At 35.3% G+C, this 18,237-nt stretch carries 19 protein-coding genes and 1 riboswitch; of the genes, 9 read left to right on the forward strand and 10 right to left on the reverse strand.

What is annotated here, in order from left to right; all coding sequences use genetic code 11:
- Positions 1-848 precede the first annotated feature (848 nt).
- Positions 849-1,718: a DMT family transporter gene (locus CRO45_RS14615; protein ID WP_097150370.1), complete on the reverse strand. Its 870-nt coding sequence runs from the start codon at positions 1,716-1,718 to the stop codon at positions 849-851.
- Positions 1,719-1,925: 207 nt separating this feature from the next.
- Here CRO45_RS14615 and CRO45_RS14620 point away from each other — a divergent pair, with 207 nt between their 5' ends.
- Positions 1,926-2,156 (forward strand): MerR family transcriptional regulator, encoded by a 231-nt coding sequence (locus tag CRO45_RS14620; RefSeq protein WP_097150371.1) that lies wholly within the window; start codon positions 1,926-1,928, stop codon positions 2,154-2,156.
- 107 nt (positions 2,157-2,263) lie between these two features.
- Here CRO45_RS14620 and CRO45_RS14625 read toward each other — a convergent pair whose 3' ends face one another.
- Complete coding sequence (locus tag CRO45_RS14625) at positions 2,264-3,250, reverse strand: homoserine dehydrogenase (protein ID WP_097150372.1); 987 nt, start codon at positions 3,248-3,250, stop codon at positions 2,264-2,266.
- A 415-nt stretch (positions 3,251-3,665) separates the two neighbouring features.
- Positions 3,666-4,967, reverse strand: coding sequence for an O-acetylhomoserine aminocarboxypropyltransferase/cysteine synthase family protein (locus CRO45_RS14630; protein ID WP_097150373.1), 1,302 nt, complete (start codon positions 4,965-4,967; stop codon positions 3,666-3,668).
- Between the two features lie 176 nt (positions 4,968-5,143).
- Positions 5,144-5,252, reverse strand: a riboswitch (SAM riboswitch).
- A 170-nt stretch (positions 5,253-5,422) separates the two neighbouring features.
- On the opposite strand from CRO45_RS14630, the gene CRO45_RS14635 reads away from it, so the two are divergent.
- The 6 genes from CRO45_RS14635 to CRO45_RS14660 all read left to right on the forward strand — a co-directional run bounded on the left by CRO45_RS14635 (position 5,423) and on the right by CRO45_RS14660 (position 10,585).
- Entirely contained in the window at positions 5,423-6,046 is a 624-nt protein-coding gene (locus CRO45_RS14635) for a glycerol-3-phosphate acyltransferase (RefSeq protein WP_097150374.1), read from the forward strand.
- Between the two features lie 164 nt (positions 6,047-6,210).
- Positions 6,211-6,948, forward strand: coding sequence for an oxygen-insensitive NADPH nitroreductase (gene nfsA, locus CRO45_RS14640; protein ID WP_097150375.1), 738 nt, complete (start codon positions 6,211-6,213; stop codon positions 6,946-6,948).
- 139 nt (positions 6,949-7,087) lie between these two features.
- Positions 7,088-7,522 (forward strand): hypothetical protein, encoded by a 435-nt coding sequence (locus CRO45_RS14645; RefSeq protein WP_097150376.1) that lies wholly within the window; start codon positions 7,088-7,090, stop codon positions 7,520-7,522.
- Between the two features lie 87 nt (positions 7,523-7,609).
- Complete coding sequence (locus tag CRO45_RS14650; RefSeq protein WP_235864614.1) at positions 7,610-8,248, forward strand: lysoplasmalogenase; 639 nt, start codon at positions 7,610-7,612, stop codon at positions 8,246-8,248.
- A gap of 36 nt (positions 8,249-8,284) precedes the next feature.
- A complete protein-coding gene (gene pepT / locus CRO45_RS14655) occupies positions 8,285-9,511 on the forward strand; it encodes a peptidase T (protein WP_097150377.1) in 1,227 nt (408 codons plus the stop codon).
- A 126-nt stretch (positions 9,512-9,637) separates the two neighbouring features.
- Positions 9,638-10,585, forward strand: coding sequence for a DMT family transporter (locus tag CRO45_RS14660; protein WP_097150378.1), 948 nt, complete (start codon positions 9,638-9,640; stop codon positions 10,583-10,585).
- An 86-nt stretch (positions 10,586-10,671) separates the two neighbouring features.
- On the opposite strand, the gene CRO45_RS14665 is transcribed toward CRO45_RS14660, so the two are convergent.
- Positions 10,672-10,992, reverse strand: a complete 321-nt coding sequence (locus CRO45_RS14665; RefSeq protein ID WP_097150379.1) for a hypothetical protein — start codon at positions 10,990-10,992, stop codon at positions 10,672-10,674.
- Positions 10,993-11,284: 292 nt separating this feature from the next.
- Between CRO45_RS14665 and CRO45_RS14670 the strand changes: the two genes are divergently transcribed.
- Positions 11,285-12,142, forward strand: a complete 858-nt coding sequence (locus CRO45_RS14670) for a cation diffusion facilitator family transporter (RefSeq protein ID WP_097150380.1) — start codon at positions 11,285-11,287, stop codon at positions 12,140-12,142.
- Positions 12,143-12,191: 49 nt separating this feature from the next.
- Here the strand turns inward: CRO45_RS14670 and CRO45_RS14675 are convergent, their stop codons facing one another.
- The gene (locus CRO45_RS14675; RefSeq protein WP_097150381.1) at positions 12,192-12,617 is read right to left on the reverse strand and encodes a DUF4395 domain-containing protein; all 426 of its coding nucleotides are present in this window, start codon (positions 12,615-12,617) and stop codon (positions 12,192-12,194) included.
- Between the two features lie 120 nt (positions 12,618-12,737).
- On the opposite strand from CRO45_RS14675, the gene CRO45_RS14680 reads away from it, so the two are divergent.
- Positions 12,738-13,445, forward strand: a complete 708-nt coding sequence (locus tag CRO45_RS14680; protein ID WP_097150382.1) for a Fe-S oxidoreductase — start codon at positions 12,738-12,740, stop codon at positions 13,443-13,445.
- A gap of 47 nt (positions 13,446-13,492) precedes the next feature.
- Here CRO45_RS14680 and CRO45_RS14685 read toward each other — a convergent pair whose 3' ends face one another.
- The 5 genes from CRO45_RS14685 to CRO45_RS14705 form a co-directional block, all read right to left on the reverse strand.
- The gene (locus tag CRO45_RS14685; RefSeq protein WP_097150383.1) at positions 13,493-14,245 is read right to left on the reverse strand and encodes an alpha/beta fold hydrolase; all 753 of its coding nucleotides are present in this window, start codon (positions 14,243-14,245) and stop codon (positions 13,493-13,495) included.
- A 124-nt stretch (positions 14,246-14,369) separates the two neighbouring features.
- Positions 14,370-15,068 (reverse strand): N-acetyltransferase, encoded by a 699-nt coding sequence (locus CRO45_RS14690; RefSeq protein WP_097150384.1) that lies wholly within the window; start codon positions 15,066-15,068, stop codon positions 14,370-14,372.
- A gap of 9 nt (positions 15,069-15,077) precedes the next feature.
- A complete protein-coding gene (locus CRO45_RS14695) occupies positions 15,078-16,193 on the reverse strand; it encodes a mandelate racemase/muconate lactonizing enzyme family protein (protein ID WP_097150385.1) in 1,116 nt (371 codons plus the stop codon).
- 43 nt (positions 16,194-16,236) lie between these two features.
- Positions 16,237-17,349 (reverse strand): amidohydrolase, encoded by a 1,113-nt coding sequence (locus CRO45_RS14700; RefSeq protein WP_097150386.1) that lies wholly within the window; start codon positions 17,347-17,349, stop codon positions 16,237-16,239.
- A 316-nt stretch (positions 17,350-17,665) separates the two neighbouring features.
- Positions 17,666-18,205, reverse strand: a complete 540-nt coding sequence (locus CRO45_RS14705) for a 5' nucleotidase, NT5C type (RefSeq protein WP_097150387.1) — start codon at positions 18,203-18,205, stop codon at positions 17,666-17,668.
- Positions 18,206-18,237: the final 32 nt, after the last annotated feature.

Here is an 18,237-nt window from a genome sequence, read left to right on the forward strand (position 1 = left end):
AAAGACACTTCTCCTGGATTTCTACCACCTTTTGTCTTTTAGAGCACTTATTAAAGACACTTCTCCTGGATTTCTACCACCTTTTGTCTTTTAGAGCACTTATAAAAGACATTTCACCTGGATTTCTACCTTCTTTTGTAGTTTAGAGCCCTTATAAAAGACACTTCTCCTGGATTTTTATCACCTTTTGTCTTTTAGAGCCCTTATAAAAGACATTTCACCTGGATTTCTACCACCTTTTGTCTTTTAGAGCCCTTATAAAAGACACTTCTCCAGGATTTTTATCACCTTTTGTCTTTTAGAGCACTTATTAAAGACACTTCTCCTGGATCTCTACCACCTTTTGTCTTTTAGAGCACTTATAAAAGACACTTCTCCTGGATTTCTACCACCTTTTGTCTTTTAGAGCCCTTATAAAAGACACTTCTCCTGGATTTCTACCACCTTTTGTCTTTTAGAGCACTTATTAAAGACACTTCTCCTGGATTTCTACCACCTTTTGTCTTTTAGAGCCCTTATAAAAGACATTTCACCTGGATTTCTACCTTCTTTTGTAGTTTAGAACACATATAAAAGACACTTCTCCTGGATTTTTATCACCTTTTGTCTTTTAGAGCCCTTATAAAAGACACTTCGCCTGGATTTCTACCACCTTTTATCTTTTAGAACACTTATTAAAGACACTTCTCCTGGATTTTTATCACCTTTTGTCTTTTATAAGCCTTATAAAAGACACTTCTCCTGGATTTCTACCTTCTTTTGTCTTTTAGTCGCCCCACAAAACAAAAAGGCGCGCCTCCTCCGAAAGCTCACCCTTTCAATCTCATTCTCTATTAACTGTTGGTTCATTAACCTCCAACTGCATTCCTACGTCCTCCCAAAGTCAGCACAACAATCCCTCCAAGTAACATCGCTACGCCGATCCACGATGTTGGGCTTAGGAATTCGCCAACTAAGAAGACTCCTAATAAGGAAGCTGTTAGAGGTTCTGCCAGCGACAGGGTCACAGCGGAAGAAGAGCTTATCTTTTCTAGGCCTCCTAAATAGAATATGTAGGCTAAGCTAGTTGCGGCAAAGCCCATAAATAGCATTGGGAGTAGATTTTGCTCTGTAAATACCCACGTTACACCATCCTGTGAAAATGGAAGTAATAAAATTGCACATAACGTAAAAGTCATGGCAACAGCAGGTAACGTGTCTTCATTTTCCGTTAATTGCTTACTACAATTTGTATAGAGGGCAAACATAATGCCTGCGCATAAAGCTAGTAATATACCAAATGGATCCACCGTTGCTTCGCCCTTATTTACAAATAATAAAATACAGCCAACGATTGCAAGGGATGTTGCAATACCCCACACTTTACTCGGCTTCCTCTTCCAAAAGAGCCATTCTATGATTCCAGAAAAAACAGGTGAACTACCTATTGTTACAACTGTACCAACTGCCACTCCAGTAAATCGGATTGAAGTAAAAAAGAAACATTGGAATAACGCAATCGTTATTGCGGCTAAAATTGTCCACTTCCAACTCCAAGTTTTAAAGCTAATCTTACGCATCGCAAGAACGGCAATTAATAACACCCCTCCCCCTATGAGAGATCGTGTTGCTGCAACTGCGATTGGGGATATTCCCTCTTCCAAAAATGTTTGTATCGTCCCCGTTGTTCCCCATAAAATTGCAGCGAATAAAACAAATGCATATGGTAATAAATTCAACAAAGTTCATCCCCTAAACTTGTAAATTTCTTCTATTAAAGTAATGCTACCACACTAATTTAAGTTAGCAATATCTAAATTTATGATGATGTTCGCTAGTGATAGAAGTGATAATAAAATATAATTAATAAAGATAGGCAACATGCCCAATAAACTGGTAATTTGATGGACAACATATATTCAACACGGAAAAGGAGGTCATCATCGATGTATAAAACTGTAGAGGAAACCGCAAAGGACATTTCAATGCCTGCGGAACAAGTATTACGCTACATTTATGAAGGCCGCATAAAAGCTGTTCACGACGGTGAGCAATTTCTCATAAATAGTACACAATTTGACACCTATCATGAACAATTAGATCGTATAAAAGAGGAAATTGAAATTTGGCGCAACACACCGATTCCCGAAGACCCTGATGTGAAGGATGAAGATTAGAGGGTAGGCAAAGTTCAATCCCAAGTACTTTCACAAAACATCCGCAACGCGCCATTCCTACCATTAAAAAAACTTCTTGAAGCAAGCTAATCTCGCTTCAAGAAGTCTTAAATGGAAACGACAAATCCAGCTCGTTTTCCTATAATTTCTGCGTAATCTTCTACCATTACACTTGCAGTTGGGTACATCCCTGCACCAGGACCGACCAGCGTAAGTGTACCAATATAATTTGTTTCCATTGTTACGGCGTTAAACACATCATCAATTGGGTACAGCGGATGTTCTTTATCAACTAACATAGGTCCAACTTTAGCTAAAATTGTGCCATCAGGGAATTTTTCAACTTCAGCAACATGGCGATAACGAAGGCCTTGCTCCGTTGCTTCCTTCACTTGTTCTGATGAAATTTCATCGATTCCAATCACTTCAACATCTGCCCAATTTGGTTGCTCACCGAATGCCAATGCTGATAAGACCATTAGCTTTTTGAAAGCATCTTGACCTGAAACATCATTAAATGGATCTGCCTCTGCATAACCTAATCTTTGTGCCTCAGTCAATGCTTCTTCGAAAGACCAACCTTCTGCACGCATCTTCGTTAAAATATAATTAGATGTGCCATTTAAAATCCCTTGGATACGGCTTACATCATTAACAAGTAGAATATTTTTCATCGTTTTAATTACCGGTACTCCACCAGCAGTCGTCGCTTCATATCCTACAAAAACGCCATTACGTTTCGCTAGCTCTTGTAACTCAAGACCACGCCTTGCAAACATCACTTTGTTTGCCGTTACAACATGACATTTATGCTCAACCGCACGTTTTAAATATGTAAATGCCGGTTCTTCATTGACGATTGCTTCAAATACAACTTGCAATCCTTTTACCGACAGAACATCATCAATACTATCTGTCAATAAATGCGCCGTACCTGGCACTCTTTCTCTAGAAGTGTCACGTACTAAAATTTTTGCAACTTCTAATTCTAATCCTAATTTGTTTTTAAGTTCTTCGCGTTTTTCATTTAAAATATGGTAAATTCCTTGACCTACTGTGCCAAACCCTAAGATGGCCGCCTTAATTGTTGCCACTATTCAATCGCCTCCATCTTTTTGTAAATTCTATTTATATACGAAATTTCAGAAAGTTCAATATACAAATTTTATCTTACTTATTCGAGGAACTCAAGGGAAATCTTCTCAAGAAGGACATTTGTTTACCTAAGAAGGTCATTAACTATTCAATCCTAGGTATGGAAAAGTGCAAATGCCTATTCTATCATTAAATAAAAAATGTAGCAGCCAAGGGGAGCTGGCCGCTACGATAAAAATATATATACAAAAGTAGAAAAACTAATGAGCCATACGTAAGCTCCATCAAATAAAAAGTTCTAGCCCAATGAATGGCGATCAATAAATTTTGTAATATCCTGGCTCAAACGAAATGATGATTGAAACAAGGTTATTATTTACTTATTGAATACTTTTTATTTATAGATAGAAAAATTTATGCATTTGTTACGCTTTGCTCTGCAACAGCTTTTGTTAAAGCTTGGTCTAAATCTGCAATGATATCATCTACTGATTCTAAACCAACTGATAAACGAATCAACTCTTCGCCAACACCCGCAATTTTTAACTCTTCTGCAGTTAATTGTTGGTGAGTTGTTGAAGCTGGGTGGATAATTAATGATTTCGCATCCCCAACGTTCGCAACGTGAGAGAATAATTGAACGTTGTCAATTAGTTGACTACCTGCTTCGCGTCCACCTTTAATACCGAATGTAAGAATTGAGCCAAAGCCGTTTTTCAAATATTTCTTCGCTAAATCATGTGTTGGGAAATCTTCTTTTCCAGGGTAATTTACATATTCCACGAATGGGTGGTTTTCTAAAAATTCAGCTACTTTTAATGTATTTTCTCCGTGTTTTGTATAACGCAAATGAAGCGTTTCTAAACCTTGTAAGAAATTAAATGCTGCATCGGCACTTAGTGTTGGACCGAAGTCACGTAATAATTGAACTCGGAATTTCGTTGCAAATGCTGCAGCAGCAGTATCAATACCATAACGTAAGCCGTGATAAGTTTCGTCTGGCTCAGTAAATCCAGGGAAACGACCTTGTGTCCAATCAAATTTACCTGCATCAACAATGATTCCACCAATTGTAGTACCATGTCCGCCAATCCATTTAGTTGCTGAATGGATTACTACATCTGCACCAAATTCAATTGGGTTAGAACCGTATGGAGATGGGAATGTGTTATCAATTAGTAAAGGTAGTCCATTTTCATGGGCAATAGTTGCTACTGCTTCAATATCTAATACATTTAAACTTGGATTTCCGATTGTTTCTGCAAAGATCGCTTTTGTATTTTCTGTAATTGCAGCACGGAAGTTTTCTGGATCTCTTTCATCAACAAACACTGTTTTAATACCATATCGAGGTAATGTGTTTGCAAATAGATTATAAGTTCCTCCATATAATGAGCCAGCTGCTACGATTTCGTCGCCTGCTCCTGCAATATTTAAAATAGAGAATGCGATTGCTGCCATACCTGAAGATACTGCAACTGCTGCAGTACCGCCTTCTAGTAGAGCAACGCGTTTTTCAAATACATCAACAGTTGGATTCATAATACGAGAGTAAATATTTCCTGATGCTTGTAATGCGAATAATGAACGAGCGTGATCAGTGTTATCAAATGCATATGCTGTAGTACGGTAAATAGGTACCGCAATGGCATTTGTAACTGGGTCTGGTTTTTGACCACCGTGTAGTAATATTGTTTCCGGACGTAATTCTGACATGTTTCTTCCTCCTAATATGTTTTCGATGGATAATCGGTATTTACGAGGAGGTCTTGGAAAAATTAGTAAGTCACAGTTCGACCCAAAATAGGTCGAGCTGATGTACTTACTTATGCGTTATTCGCCAAAAAACCCTCTTCGTTAAGAAGAGGGTTGCAAATGAGCAATTTTTCCTCCCCTTATCTCTCAGATCCCGATGAATCTGTAGGAATTAGCACCTTTGCGATAAATTCGCCGGTTGCCGGGCATCATAGGGCCTAGTCCCTCCGCCTCTCTGGATAAGAGTATTTGATTCATGTTCCATCGTTGAATTAACTATAAAGCATAGTAAGTCACTATGTCAACTATAAATTTTAAAATATTTTAAATCTTTCAACCATTTATATTTTGAAACTTTCATATTGGATTTTAAGTATAATATATTAGCAAATATATGAACGAAGGGAGATTAGTGTATGGTATTCGCATCATTAACAGTATTAATCGCCGGTTACTTAATTGGATGTTTTCTCGGATCGAATATTGTGCATTTTTTAACTGGCGTCAATTTAAAAAATACAGGCTCTAAGAACGCAGGAGCTACAAATGCTGTCATATCTTTAGGTTGGAAGTATGGGATATTGGTAGTCATTATTGATATTGGAAAAGCGATTTTAGCTATATTATTAGTTAAAAATATTTTTAGTAATTTCTATTTCACACCAGATGAGATTGTGATTTTATCATACATTACAGGTGCAGCAGTTATACTTGGGCATAACTTCCCTTTCCATATGAACTTTAATGGAGGAAAAGGAACAGCTTCACTTGTTGGATTGCTCATTGCTATGGGATGGAAAGTTGGTCTATTAGCAATCATATCATTCTTTGCATTTGCTTTTATATTTAACTACCTAATTGTCGGCGTTTTTCAACTTTATATTATTTTAATCATTCAAGCATTTAATGAATCGACCATTATACCAGCGTTTATTTCTATCATTCTTTTTATAGTTGCTATATTCCTTCATATAGAAAATATTACTCGTATTCGTGAAGGGAAAGAACCTAAAATGTCTTTAATATATAAGCGAACATAAAACTAGTAAACCAATTAAAGAAACCTCGTTTTCTCTTGTTTTAAAGCTTATTGATTATTTTGTAAATAATATAAAAGTATACTAAAATTACCTTAGGAGTTATATTTCCTAAGGTTTTTTATTTATCTATAAATTAATTTAATAAGGTAAGGGGAGAAATTACAATGTCTGAAGTTAGAGATTTGCTACGAAGTCACACTTCCGTAAGAAAATATACAGGGGAACAACTATCAAAAGAAACAGTTATTGACCTAATAGAAACAGCCCAAATGGCAGCTAGCTCACATTTTGTACAAGCGTACAGTGTAATTTGGGTAACAGATGAAGAAAAGAAAAAGAAACTTGGAGAACTATCAAAAAATGAGTTCCAATTTACAACTGCTGGGGCATCATTTTTATTCTGTGTAGATTATAAACGTCTTCAAATTGCAGGGAAGAAACACGGTGTTGACATCGTTGCAGATTCTGCAGAAAACGTTCTTGTTGGAACTGCTGACGTTGCTATATTTGCCCAAAATTTTGTTATTGCTGCTGAATCACTTGGTTACGGCATTTGTTATATCGGTGGCGCTCGTAATAACCCAGCAGAAATTAGCGAATTATTTGGCTTACCAGATTACGTATTCCCACTTTTCGCTATGACTATTGGAACACCAACGAAACGTAATGAAACAAAACCAAGACTTCCAGTAGAAGCTGTTTTACATGAAAACACTTATAATGTCGACAAATATGATGAGCTCTTAGATCAATACGATTCGATTATGGAAGATTACTATGCAAGTCGTAGTTCAAATCAAAAAATGGCAAACTGGACGAAACAAATGGCTGATTTTTTAATTGATCAAAGAAGACCACATATAAAAGAATTCCTTGCAACAAAAGGATTCAACTGGAAATAAACTATTCAATACGTACTTTTCTCCCGTTTTATTATGAACTTCCCTTCAATTGTCCTATTTTTCAATTTAGTGCTAAAGAATAGTCCATCTTTCGTTACAATTAAGGATAGCAGCTACGCAATTGAAGGGATGTATAGTAATGAATACGGAAAAGTATGTAGCCAGATCTATAGAACAATTTCATATTAAACATGTTCGTCATTTATATCGCTCTATTGCTGGTATTAATTTAGCACTTGCTAAAATCCATAAAAGCATAGAACGTAAAATAGATAAACAAAAATATCGAGTTGTCACTGATTATATGAATCAATTCATTTCTTATACTTCCGTTTGGAATGTTAAATTTGTATCTAATTTAGAAAGTCCTGAGGTCGCGATGCTTCAAATTTTCCACTTAGATTATATATTTCAACATGAACAAAATGAAAAATTTATAAGCGAAAGGACTTCTTTGGAGGAACTAAAAGATAAGTTCTATCAACTTAATACCTATAAATTAGACCATATCAAACGAAGAAAACAAAAAATGCTTGAATATATAGCGACACATAAGAACCAGACAGACCATTAATATGGACTCGTCCGGTTCTTTTTTTCTGTTCGAATAGGTCTACCTAAAAATTCATATTTTTATATAGGAGGGGTTTCATTGAGAAATGTGTTGATTATCCTATTTATTATTAGTAGTTTTTACTATGTGTTCTTTTACTCCGTCATTTCAGATCCATTAAAAATGGTTTTTAAATTAATACCTATGCTTCTCATCCTGTTTATAGCGATTTTCTCTAAAGCAAATCAAGTACAATCATATAAACTATTTGTACTCATTGCTCTTATTTTCTGTGCAATTGGTGACTATACGATACAATGGTTCATCATTGGTTTAATTAGCTTTTTAATCGGGCATCTATTTTATATTAGAGCTTTTTTCTCAACGAATGAGCAGAAAGTTCCATCAATAGCTAAGACTCTATTAATTATTTACGGAATTGTCATGGCAGGTATTATACTAAGTGCAGTCATTCAAGCAGGCAATTTCGTTATGGCCATAGCGGTTTTCTGTTATATTACTGTTATATTAACGATGGGTTGGACTTCATTTCGAACAAAGTCCAAACTAGCCATAATCGGGGCTTGCCTATTTATCATTTCAGATTCAGTTCTAGCGATTAATAAATTTGTCGTTCCCGTAGAGTATTCACACCAACTAATTATGTCCACCTACTACTGCGCCCAAATATTTATTGCTTTAAGTATAGATAAATATTCTGCATTGTTTAGTAAAGGTGTACAATAGAACTATTCATAATTCCATTTCAAGGAGGATTTACTAATGAAAGAAAAAGTAATCGAACGTTTAATACGTTATGCAAAAGTTGATACACAATCCAATGCGGAAAGTACAACTATACCTTCTACTCAAAAACAATTTGATTTGTTAAACATATTAAAAGCTGAACTTGAAACAATTGGATTAACAGAAATAACATTAGATGAAAATGGTTATTTATTTGCAACATTACCAGCAAATACAGATAAACAAGTGCCAACATTAGGATTCTTAGCTCATGTCGATACTGCAACTGACTTTTCTGGTACAAATGTAAATCCACAAAGAATAGACAATTATGACGGCGGAGACATCCAACTGAAAAACGGATTAGTTATGTCGCCAAGTTATTTCCCTAATTTAAAAAATTACGTTGGGCAAACATTAATTACAACTGACGGAACTACTCTTTTAGGTGCAGACGATAAAGCAGGAATTGCTGAAATTATGACTGCAATGGAATACTTAGTTCAACACCCTGAAATTAAACACGGAAAAATCCGTGTTGCTTTCACTCCAGACGAAGAAATTGGACGTGGACCACATAAATTTGATGTAGAAAAATTTGGTGCAGACTTTGCCTATACAATGGATGGCGGACCACTTGGAGAATTACAATACGAAAGCTTTAACGCTGCAGGTGCAAAGGTAACGACTCGTGGGACGAGCGTACACCCTGGTTCTGCTAAAGATAAAATGGTTAACGCAATTACAATGGCAATCCAATTCCAAAACGAAATGCCTAAAGACGATGTACCAGAAAAAACAGAAGGCTATGAAGGATTTATTCATTTAATGAGCTTTAACGGACATATTGAGGAGGCAAAACTTTCTTATATTATCCGTGATCATGATCGTGATAAATTTGAAGCAAAAAAAGCTCACATGCTAGCTGTTGAAAAGAAAATAAAAGAACAGTATGGCGAAGGTGCGATTACCGTTGAAATCGAAGACCAATATTACAACATGCGTGAGAAAATTGAACCTGTATTTGAAATTGTTGAAATTGCCAAAAAGGCGATGGAAAACTTAAATATTACACCTGTTATTGAACCGGTTCGTGGTGGTACGGATGGGTCTCAATTATCATACATGGGTCTACCAACACCTAACATTTTTGCTGGTGGAGAAAACATGCATGGTAAGTTTGAATACGTAGCAGCTGAAACAATGGAACAAGCAACTAAAGTAATTTTAGAAATTGTCCAATTGTTTGAAGCTCAAAACTAACATTTTAGCGAAGTAAGCCTTATAAGCCTACTTCGCTTCATTTTTAAAATATTCTATCTGAATATTCAAATTCCATTGGTAGAAATATAACTAATTACTATCTTTCTAAGAAAGTAGGTTACTAGATTGAGAGAAATTATGCTTGGTATATTAGCAGCACTTTTTTTTGCTGTTACATTTATCCTGAATCGTTCAATGGATCTTGAAGGAGGTAGCTGGTTATGGAGTGCATCGTTAAGATACTTCTTTATGCTCCCCTTCCTGATTGTTCTGGTCCATTTTCGAAAAGGTTGGAAACCACTCGTACGTGAAATGAAAACTCAACCTTCAAAGTGGTTGCTTTGGAGTTTTGTAGGATTCGTATTGTTTTATGCACCACTTACCTTTGCAGCATCCTTTGGACCAGGGTGGCTCATTTCAGGGACGTGGCAACTGACGATTGTTGCAGGTGTCTTACTTGCTCCCCTATTCGTTTTGAAGATCGGCGATAAGACGATTCGGCATAAGATCCCTGTCATTTCGCTTTTCATTTCTTGCATTATCTTAATCGGTATTGTACTCATCCAAGTACCGCAAGCTCAATCTGTATCCTTTGAAATATTAATTTTAGGAATAGTACCTGTGTTTATAGCCGCTTTTGCATATCCTCTTGGAAACAGAAAGATGATGGAGGTTGTTGATGGAAGGCTCGATTCGTATCAGCGGGTATTAGGAATGACTATTGCGTCCCTTCCTGCATGGATTTTGCTAGCAGTGATTGCACTATTTACTGTTGGACTTCCATCGATGAGTCAGACAATCCAATCACTAATTGTAGCACTTAGTTCCGGAGTAATTGCTACAGTATTATTTTTTATAGCAACTGATCGCGTTCGAGGAAATCAGGGGAAGCTTGCAGCTGTAGAAGCAACTCAATCAACCGAAGTTTTATTTGCTATTATGGGAGAAATGATATTACTAAGTATCCCACTTCCTGAGACAATCTCGTTAATTGGTATAGTAATCATTGTGGTCGGAATGCTTTTGCACAGTTATCATGTAGCTCATACCAACAAGAAACTATCATCTTCTTAGTATTAAAAAAGGCACTAATAAACTAGTAGATTTTCGCTTGAATTTATTAGTGCTTTTTATTGTCTTTCATTATCATTCTCCACATCCTAAAGCCCGGCTAAATTTGCTTCTTCATATTCCTTCGCTTTTTTATTAATCAATTTAACAACTTCTTTTACGTCTTTCCCCTTAGACTCAATTTTAAATACTTTCGATAAAAATTGGATTAAAGAATAGATGGCCATTTCCCTTTCGATCATGATTGAATAATACGCCTGATGAAGTAATTTTGCTTCATATTCGTTCTCTACAGTTTTGACAATCTCATTTAATGTAATATTCCCTTTGTTATAAACAAGATATAACGTGACAGACCCCTCATTGTACTTACTAAAAACCGAAAATCTTTCTATCAATTTTGTCTTCATCAAATCTAGCTCCTTCTTTGTTATTTTCACTATCACTATAAAATGAGTATTTCCTAAATTCGTATCTATTAATCTAATTTTTTTATAAAAAAGTTCCGTTCAAATTAAAGACTTAAACTATTTATAATCATTTTAAATAATAACCATTCTCAATTAGACGCCGAACCTTTGATTTAAGCAAATGATTACAATTATCATTCTCAATTAGATATGAAATTTCTCATTTATTAATTGTAATTATTCTAAATAACGTGTATAGTGTATATAACAATTCTAAATTGGAGCTGATTCCATGAGTACGAATACAACGAATTCACAAAATAATAATAAAAAGCTATTAATCATTGCTGCTTCTTTAACACTTTTCTTTGCGCTATTAGAAATTATCTACGGGTTTATTTCCGGTTCATTAATGATTATTGGCGATGGAATTCATATGAGCTCAGATGCAATTTCATTAATTCTTTCACTAATTGCTGCTGTCGTTGCAACGAGAGCTTCAACGAATAAAAAGACATTTGGATACAAACGTTTTGAGCCAATTGCAGCGTTTATCAATGGATTGACTCTCATGTTAGTTCCTCTTTACATTATTTTTGAAGCATTCAATCGGATGATTACACCTATTGAGATTAACCCAACACAAATGTTAGTCGTTGGGATTATAGGATTAGTGATTAATGCGATTGTTGGCTTTGTTCTTTCGAAAGGTCAGTCCAACTTAAACATGAGAAGTGCAATTTTACACGTTGTAGCTGATTTAATCACAAGTTTAAGTGCAGTAATTGTTGCCCTTGCGATCATTTTTTACGGCTTATACTGGTTAGACCCAGTTGGAAGTATCATTACTTCCATCATCATTATTCGTGGTGGAATTAAAATTACAAAAGAGGCATTTAACATTCTTATGGAAGGTACACCAAAAGGTTACTCTGTGGAGAATATAAAGGAAGTCATTCAAAATCATGAGAATGAAGTTGAAGTGAAAGATATAAAACTATGGTGTGTGAATGAAGAAGAAATTTACACAATGATACGAATTAAATCGAGACAAAATTTCGTGAATGATATACATGTGGCAATAAAACAAATTGTAGCAAAAAATACGAACATTCCTGTCGAACATATTTATGTGGATGTGCAGCCTTAGCTAACTTATAAAGTCAAACAAAAAGGGACTTCGATGTGAAGTCCTTTTTTTATGTTTGTTTCAACGTTCTTCTATATTGATATTGTTTAAATTGGTAAAAAATAAAGCAACCGATACAAAAACCTAAAATTGCAATGAAAGATGCTACCGCAACCATGATCGTAAAAACATAACCTACAATAGTCCAACCTAAACTAAAGCTAATAAGGCCACCTGCTAAACAGAAAGAAGCAATACATGCATTAAACTTTTGTTGGGTTACATCTTCAGGGATATAGTTTTTTACCTCTTTTATTATAAAAACTCTTGCAATTTTCATAATCGGATTAAAGTTAAATAGAATTCCAGACAAGTTTGCAACTAATGGAATAAGTAACAGCCAGTGTAATCCCGTTAACCATGCTAAAACAACTGTAAGAAAAATAGTCCACTGATTCACTCTAACTAAAGGACGCGGTATTGATTCTATTTGCATAACGCTAAAACCAACCTTTCTTATATGTTTTATATATTTTATTACACTCCATTAAATTTGTATACTTAAATTACTTAGTGATTTAAAAATGATATAGTAGTACTGAAAGGAATGGTGAGCATGCCTGCATTAACTTACGATCAATTACGGATGCTTAATTCATACAGTGTTTTTACGGAAAATACAGATAAACCACTGTTTACACTTGAAAATTTACATAAAGACTTTTTTATAAAAGACTTCCGCAACTTAATGATGGGAATTACACAAGCTGGAACAGAAGCTGCCGCTATTTCCCACTTTGGAAGACGTTACGGAATGTTTATGGCCATGCAATTTTATATGCTCGCTGCATACGATGAAATCTGGGATGGCAATAAAAGAGATGTACGTTTTAGCCTCGTAAATGAATATGGGGTTAATACACTAGGAACTTTCATTACCCCAACAGATTTTCGTTACGTTGAAGACGATGAGAGAGAACGAGTGATTGCAGGGCTTCTCTATCAAATTCATACTGTCATTATTCAGCTAAGAAAAACTACTTCCATTTCCCCACTTACTTTATGGGAAAATATTTTTGGATACATGCTTTGGAATTATTATGAATTGCTTGAAAATCCCCTACTTGCAGACCGTGCCTATGAAGATATAGAAATCTTAGAAGGTACGAAAGTGTGGGCAGGCTTTTCAAATAAATCTTGGTTTTACCAATATACAGATGGAAAAAATCCGGTAGATCTTGTCGGGAAACCTGTTCGTAAAAGCTGCTGTTTTTCAAAAGATATCCCTGGGCTAATAGCCTGCGAGTTTTGTCCAATGAAATAAAAAAAAGCTATCTACAATGAGGTGTAGATAGCTTTTTTTGTTGCACTTTATAATATAATTCGTTTTAATTCGGCTACACAGTGTTTTGGATATTTAGTGATTAATTCCCCATGGCCGTACCGATCAAATGCTCGGATTCTTAAGTTTGGTAAAACCTTTTTTAAATTTCGAGCAGACTTCGCAGCGTATGTCTCGTTGCTACCATACCAATAGGTCACATCTGCATTAATGGAGCATAAATTTCTCGGGATTTTATATTCAAATAATTGGCTAAAGCAGTTCAGGATCGTATTGTAAGAGATACTTGAATAAAACGCCTTTCTTAAAGCCTCTTCGTCAAACTTCCCAATTTCCATTACTTTCCTTAAGGCGAAATGAAAAGGTTTATTTTCTTTCACTTTCGCAATTTGTGTTGATAAAAACTTTGTACATAGTTTTGAAAAAATACCTAATGGTGCACAATAGGCAGCATCTAATACAACACGATGAATTTGCAATACTTGGTTCGCTAAAATTTGGATTAGAATTGTACCACCCATTGAAAAGCCACTAGCTGCATGCAATTTCCCGTCATGTCGCTCAAGAACGTATTGCTCAATTTTTCTTGCTGCTTCATGAATTGAACAAAATTCTGATTGTTCCTCAGGGTTATGTCCATCTAGTAATGGGACAATTATAAAAAAATCATCCTTTAATTCATTAATTGTTGCTTTATAACATGTATCCCACGTAGTTGCCATTCCATGTATTAACAAGATTTTGGGGTTTCTGATATCTCCAAACTCTTTAAACTCCATCATCGTATCACCGCCTTTGTCTGTTTTATAAAGTATTGTTAGGATTTGTGCTTACGTGAAAAACATGCATTTTCTTAACATTTTTCAAAGAAAAAAACGATACCTCTTTTGGAAGGTATCGCCTCATTTACATTCTTTTTAATTTTTTATATTGAACGACCCAATCATCGTTCACTTGTTTCATAAAGACTCCAACATAGCCTTGTTTAATTAAACATTCTTGTTCTTCTATATCCCCCATTGAAACTTCAACAAAATCTTCTTCATATTGAGGGTCATTTCTTAAATTTAATGCAAATACATATCGAAGTTTTCCACCGTAAATATGCTTAACGGAAACTATGTAAAACCCTTGTACAAATTTATCCTTTAAACTGGCGATATTAAATGGCATAACAGTCGAACATATATAATCATACTTAGATGTATCAATTTGATCCATAATGACCTGTGCTAATGTTTTTTGTAAACCAAATCCACGAAATTGCGGATGAACATTAGAAATTTCTTGATACATAATTCGGTTTAAATCAGATTCATCAACAAGTCCCAAATCATAGCCTAAATGTTCTTCGTCGATTTTTGGTTCAACTACTCCACGAAATGCGATTAATTGATTATCGACAAATGCACCGATTAGCAATCCTTTTCCATTTAATATATACAAAAATTCCTCAGTAGATAGAGGTTGTAATATATCTTTATCTGGCAGAGCTTGGACTACAACTTCCTGTAGATCTAAAACTTCTTGTAAATGCTCTGTTGTTAGTTTAATTACTTCAAAAGGGTTTGTTCCTAATTGACCATTATAAATTACACTATGCACTGTACTCACCTACTCTATTATGTCTGATTGTTGTGTTAGTTCAGCAAGTACTGATTCATCAACAGTAACACCAAGACCCGGACGTTCGTTTAATTGGATAAATGGAATGATGTAACTTTCCTTTAAATCGCCAATATCTTTAGAAAATTTTACTGGACCGGTTAATTCAACACTTTTAATAATTTTTTTCGAAAATGCAACGTGGAATCCAGCAGCAGAACCGATAGAAGATTCAACCATTGAACCAACTTGACATTCAATCCCAGCCATTTCTGCCATATTCGCTAATTTCATCGCAGGGTAGATTCCACCGCATTTCATAAGCTTAATATTTACTTTATCTGCCGCGCGTTTTGCAATAATTTCGCGCATATCTCTCATATCTTTTAAGCCTTCATCGATCATTTGAGGAATAGACGTTTTGGACTTAATTTCCACCATACCATCAATATCATTCTGCTCTACTGGCTGTTCTAACCAATCAAGTCCTAGATGTTCTAGTTGACGCAGTGCCTTTAACGTATTCGCACTATTTTCCCATCCTTGGTTTACATCTACACGAATTGCAATTTCTTCACCAACTCGTTCACGTACTGCTTGAATGCGCTTTACATCATCTATCACATTCACGCCAACCTTCATTTTAAATGAAGTATAACCTTCTTTTGCTTTTTCTTCCGCTTCATCTGCCATCTTTTCAGGATCGCCTATACTTAAAACATGTGTTACTGGGAATTTTTCATGGTAACGTCCACCAAGCAATTGATAAACTGGAACACCTAATTTCTTTCCAGTTACATCAAAGCATGCAATGTCAATTGCTGCTTTTGCAGCGGGTGCACGCTTTACTGCTCTGTCCAGTAAGTCATGGATTTTTTCAAATTCCATTGGATTTTGTCCAATCATTAATGGAGCAAAAGTATTTTTAATTAATGCATATGTTGATTCTGGTGTCTCACCAGTAATATGTTCATCGGGAACACTTTCACCCCATCCAACAAGGCCACATTCTGTCGTTATTTTTACAATGATTGATGAAATATGTGGATATGATGCATAACTAATAATAAATGGTTTAATTAATGGTAAATGTATTGCAAAAACTTCAATTTGTTTAATTTTCATATTGTTAATTACTTCCTTCTCATTATCTACGATGTTGTTTAATTTATCGATTTGCTGCTTTTCGAAGTGTAGCGACTAGAGCATTTGCTCCAACGATGATTGCATCTTTCTTAAATGTCATTTTCGGATGGTGTAGACCTGGTGATAAATCTGCACCAATACCAAGCATCGCTGCTTTTAAGTTTGGTCTAAGTACTGTATAAAAGTGGAAATCATCACTACCAGGAGTCGAGATTGGTTTTGCAAGATACTGATCACCTAATTGTTCTTTAATCGCATCCAAAGCAATTTTTGTAGCTTCTTCTGAGACTTCTGCTCCTGGAGTTTTATCGTTCCAAGTCCATTTGACTTCTGTATTGAACATACTGCTAATTTGTTTCAGACCTTCATCAATTCGCACATGAAGTTCATCTAAAACAGAATTTTTTTGTGCTCTGACATCAATTGAGAATGTTGCATTCCCCGGAATGATGTTCATACTTCCACCATCTGCAACAATCTTTGTTAGTTTTGCACTGTATACTTCAAATGGATCAATATATAGATTTTTTAACATCTGTTGAATAGCAAACGCGATATCAATTGCATTTCTTCCTTGATGTGGTCTAGCACCATGTGCATCAGTTCCATGAATTGAACCACTTAAAAACATAGCGGCACCATGGTGAATGGCAGGAGTAACCTTTCCGTACGGAAGTTCTTCAATAGGTCTTAAATGAACACCGAACAAATGAGTCACATCATCAATCACACCTTTTTTCACCATTTCTATGGCTCCCCCACCAGTTTCTTCAGCGGGCTGGAATATAAAACGTATGCGTTTTTTTAATTTTTCGTCTTTTAACTTTAATAAGGCACCTAGCACCATCGAAATATTCGCGTCATGTCCACATGAGTGATTTGCTTTCATCACCCCATCGACTTCTTGCCATAATGCGTCAATGTCTGCACGAACAGCTATCACTTCTTCTCCTTGACCAATTTCAGCAACCAACCCAGTGATATCAGAAAATGTTTTATAAGGTATTTTCATTTCACTTAAAATTGTAGCGATTTTTTTAGTTGTTTCTACCTCTCTCCAGCTCACTTCTGGATTTGCATGAAAATGATCGAACCAACCAAAAATGACATCTTCGTGAGTTTGCACTTGACTCATAATTTAGCACCTCGTATTATATTTTTGCTTATTCTATTATACATATAAATAAAACAATTATTAACTGCATATGCCTATTCGCCTATATACCAAAAAACAACAGTTGTCCGTTGAGGGAATTTTGCGATAACGGTTAATAAATTTAAACTATTTTACACAATGATAATTCCCATAACAAGTGGGTACGAATAATAAAAAGGATTCTTTTATTGCCTAAACAGACAATACAAGAATCCTAACACTAAACGATCATTTCACCCAATATTTCTGGTAATAAACCTTTAGTTTGAATTTTTCCCATTACACTTAACACTTATTATTTAGTTTGAACTGGTAAAAATAACTCTTTTACTTCCTTCCAATTATTCACTCTCTTGAATTCAGTACAGTCTTCATTGTACTTTTGAGAATATAAAATACCCTCACCTGTAAATGAACGGAGCTGTCTAACATTGTCATCAATTAAGAAATCAGCTTTTACAACCTTTTTGTCACCACAGAAGATGAAGTGGTTAGGATTTAAAAATGGGAAGTGCTCTAATAACCACTCATATTTTGCAGTGAAACACCCTGGGACATCCATTGCTGCAGTAGCAATGTAAATTTCGTAATGCTCACTTAACTCTTTTAACACTGGAACTGCATCAGGGTCTAACAATTCAAAGTCACGGAAGAAATCTGGCTCATTAATCATGGAATAAAAATCTTTCGCCAAATGTGGATAGTCGATTTCCAATCTGGCAGTCTCAAATTCCTCTTTTGTCATATCTAACTTAAAACGTTCTTTAGCTGACTTATATGCTTTCCCTAAAAAGTCCGCAATTACTTGATCCATATCCACCGCTATACTCTTCATAGTAACCTCCCAAAATTTCTTATTCACTATTA

It is taken from the genome of Ureibacillus acetophenoni (genome assembly GCF_900220965.1).
Lineage (GTDB): Bacteria > Bacillota > Bacilli > Bacillales_A > Planococcaceae > Ureibacillus > Ureibacillus acetophenoni.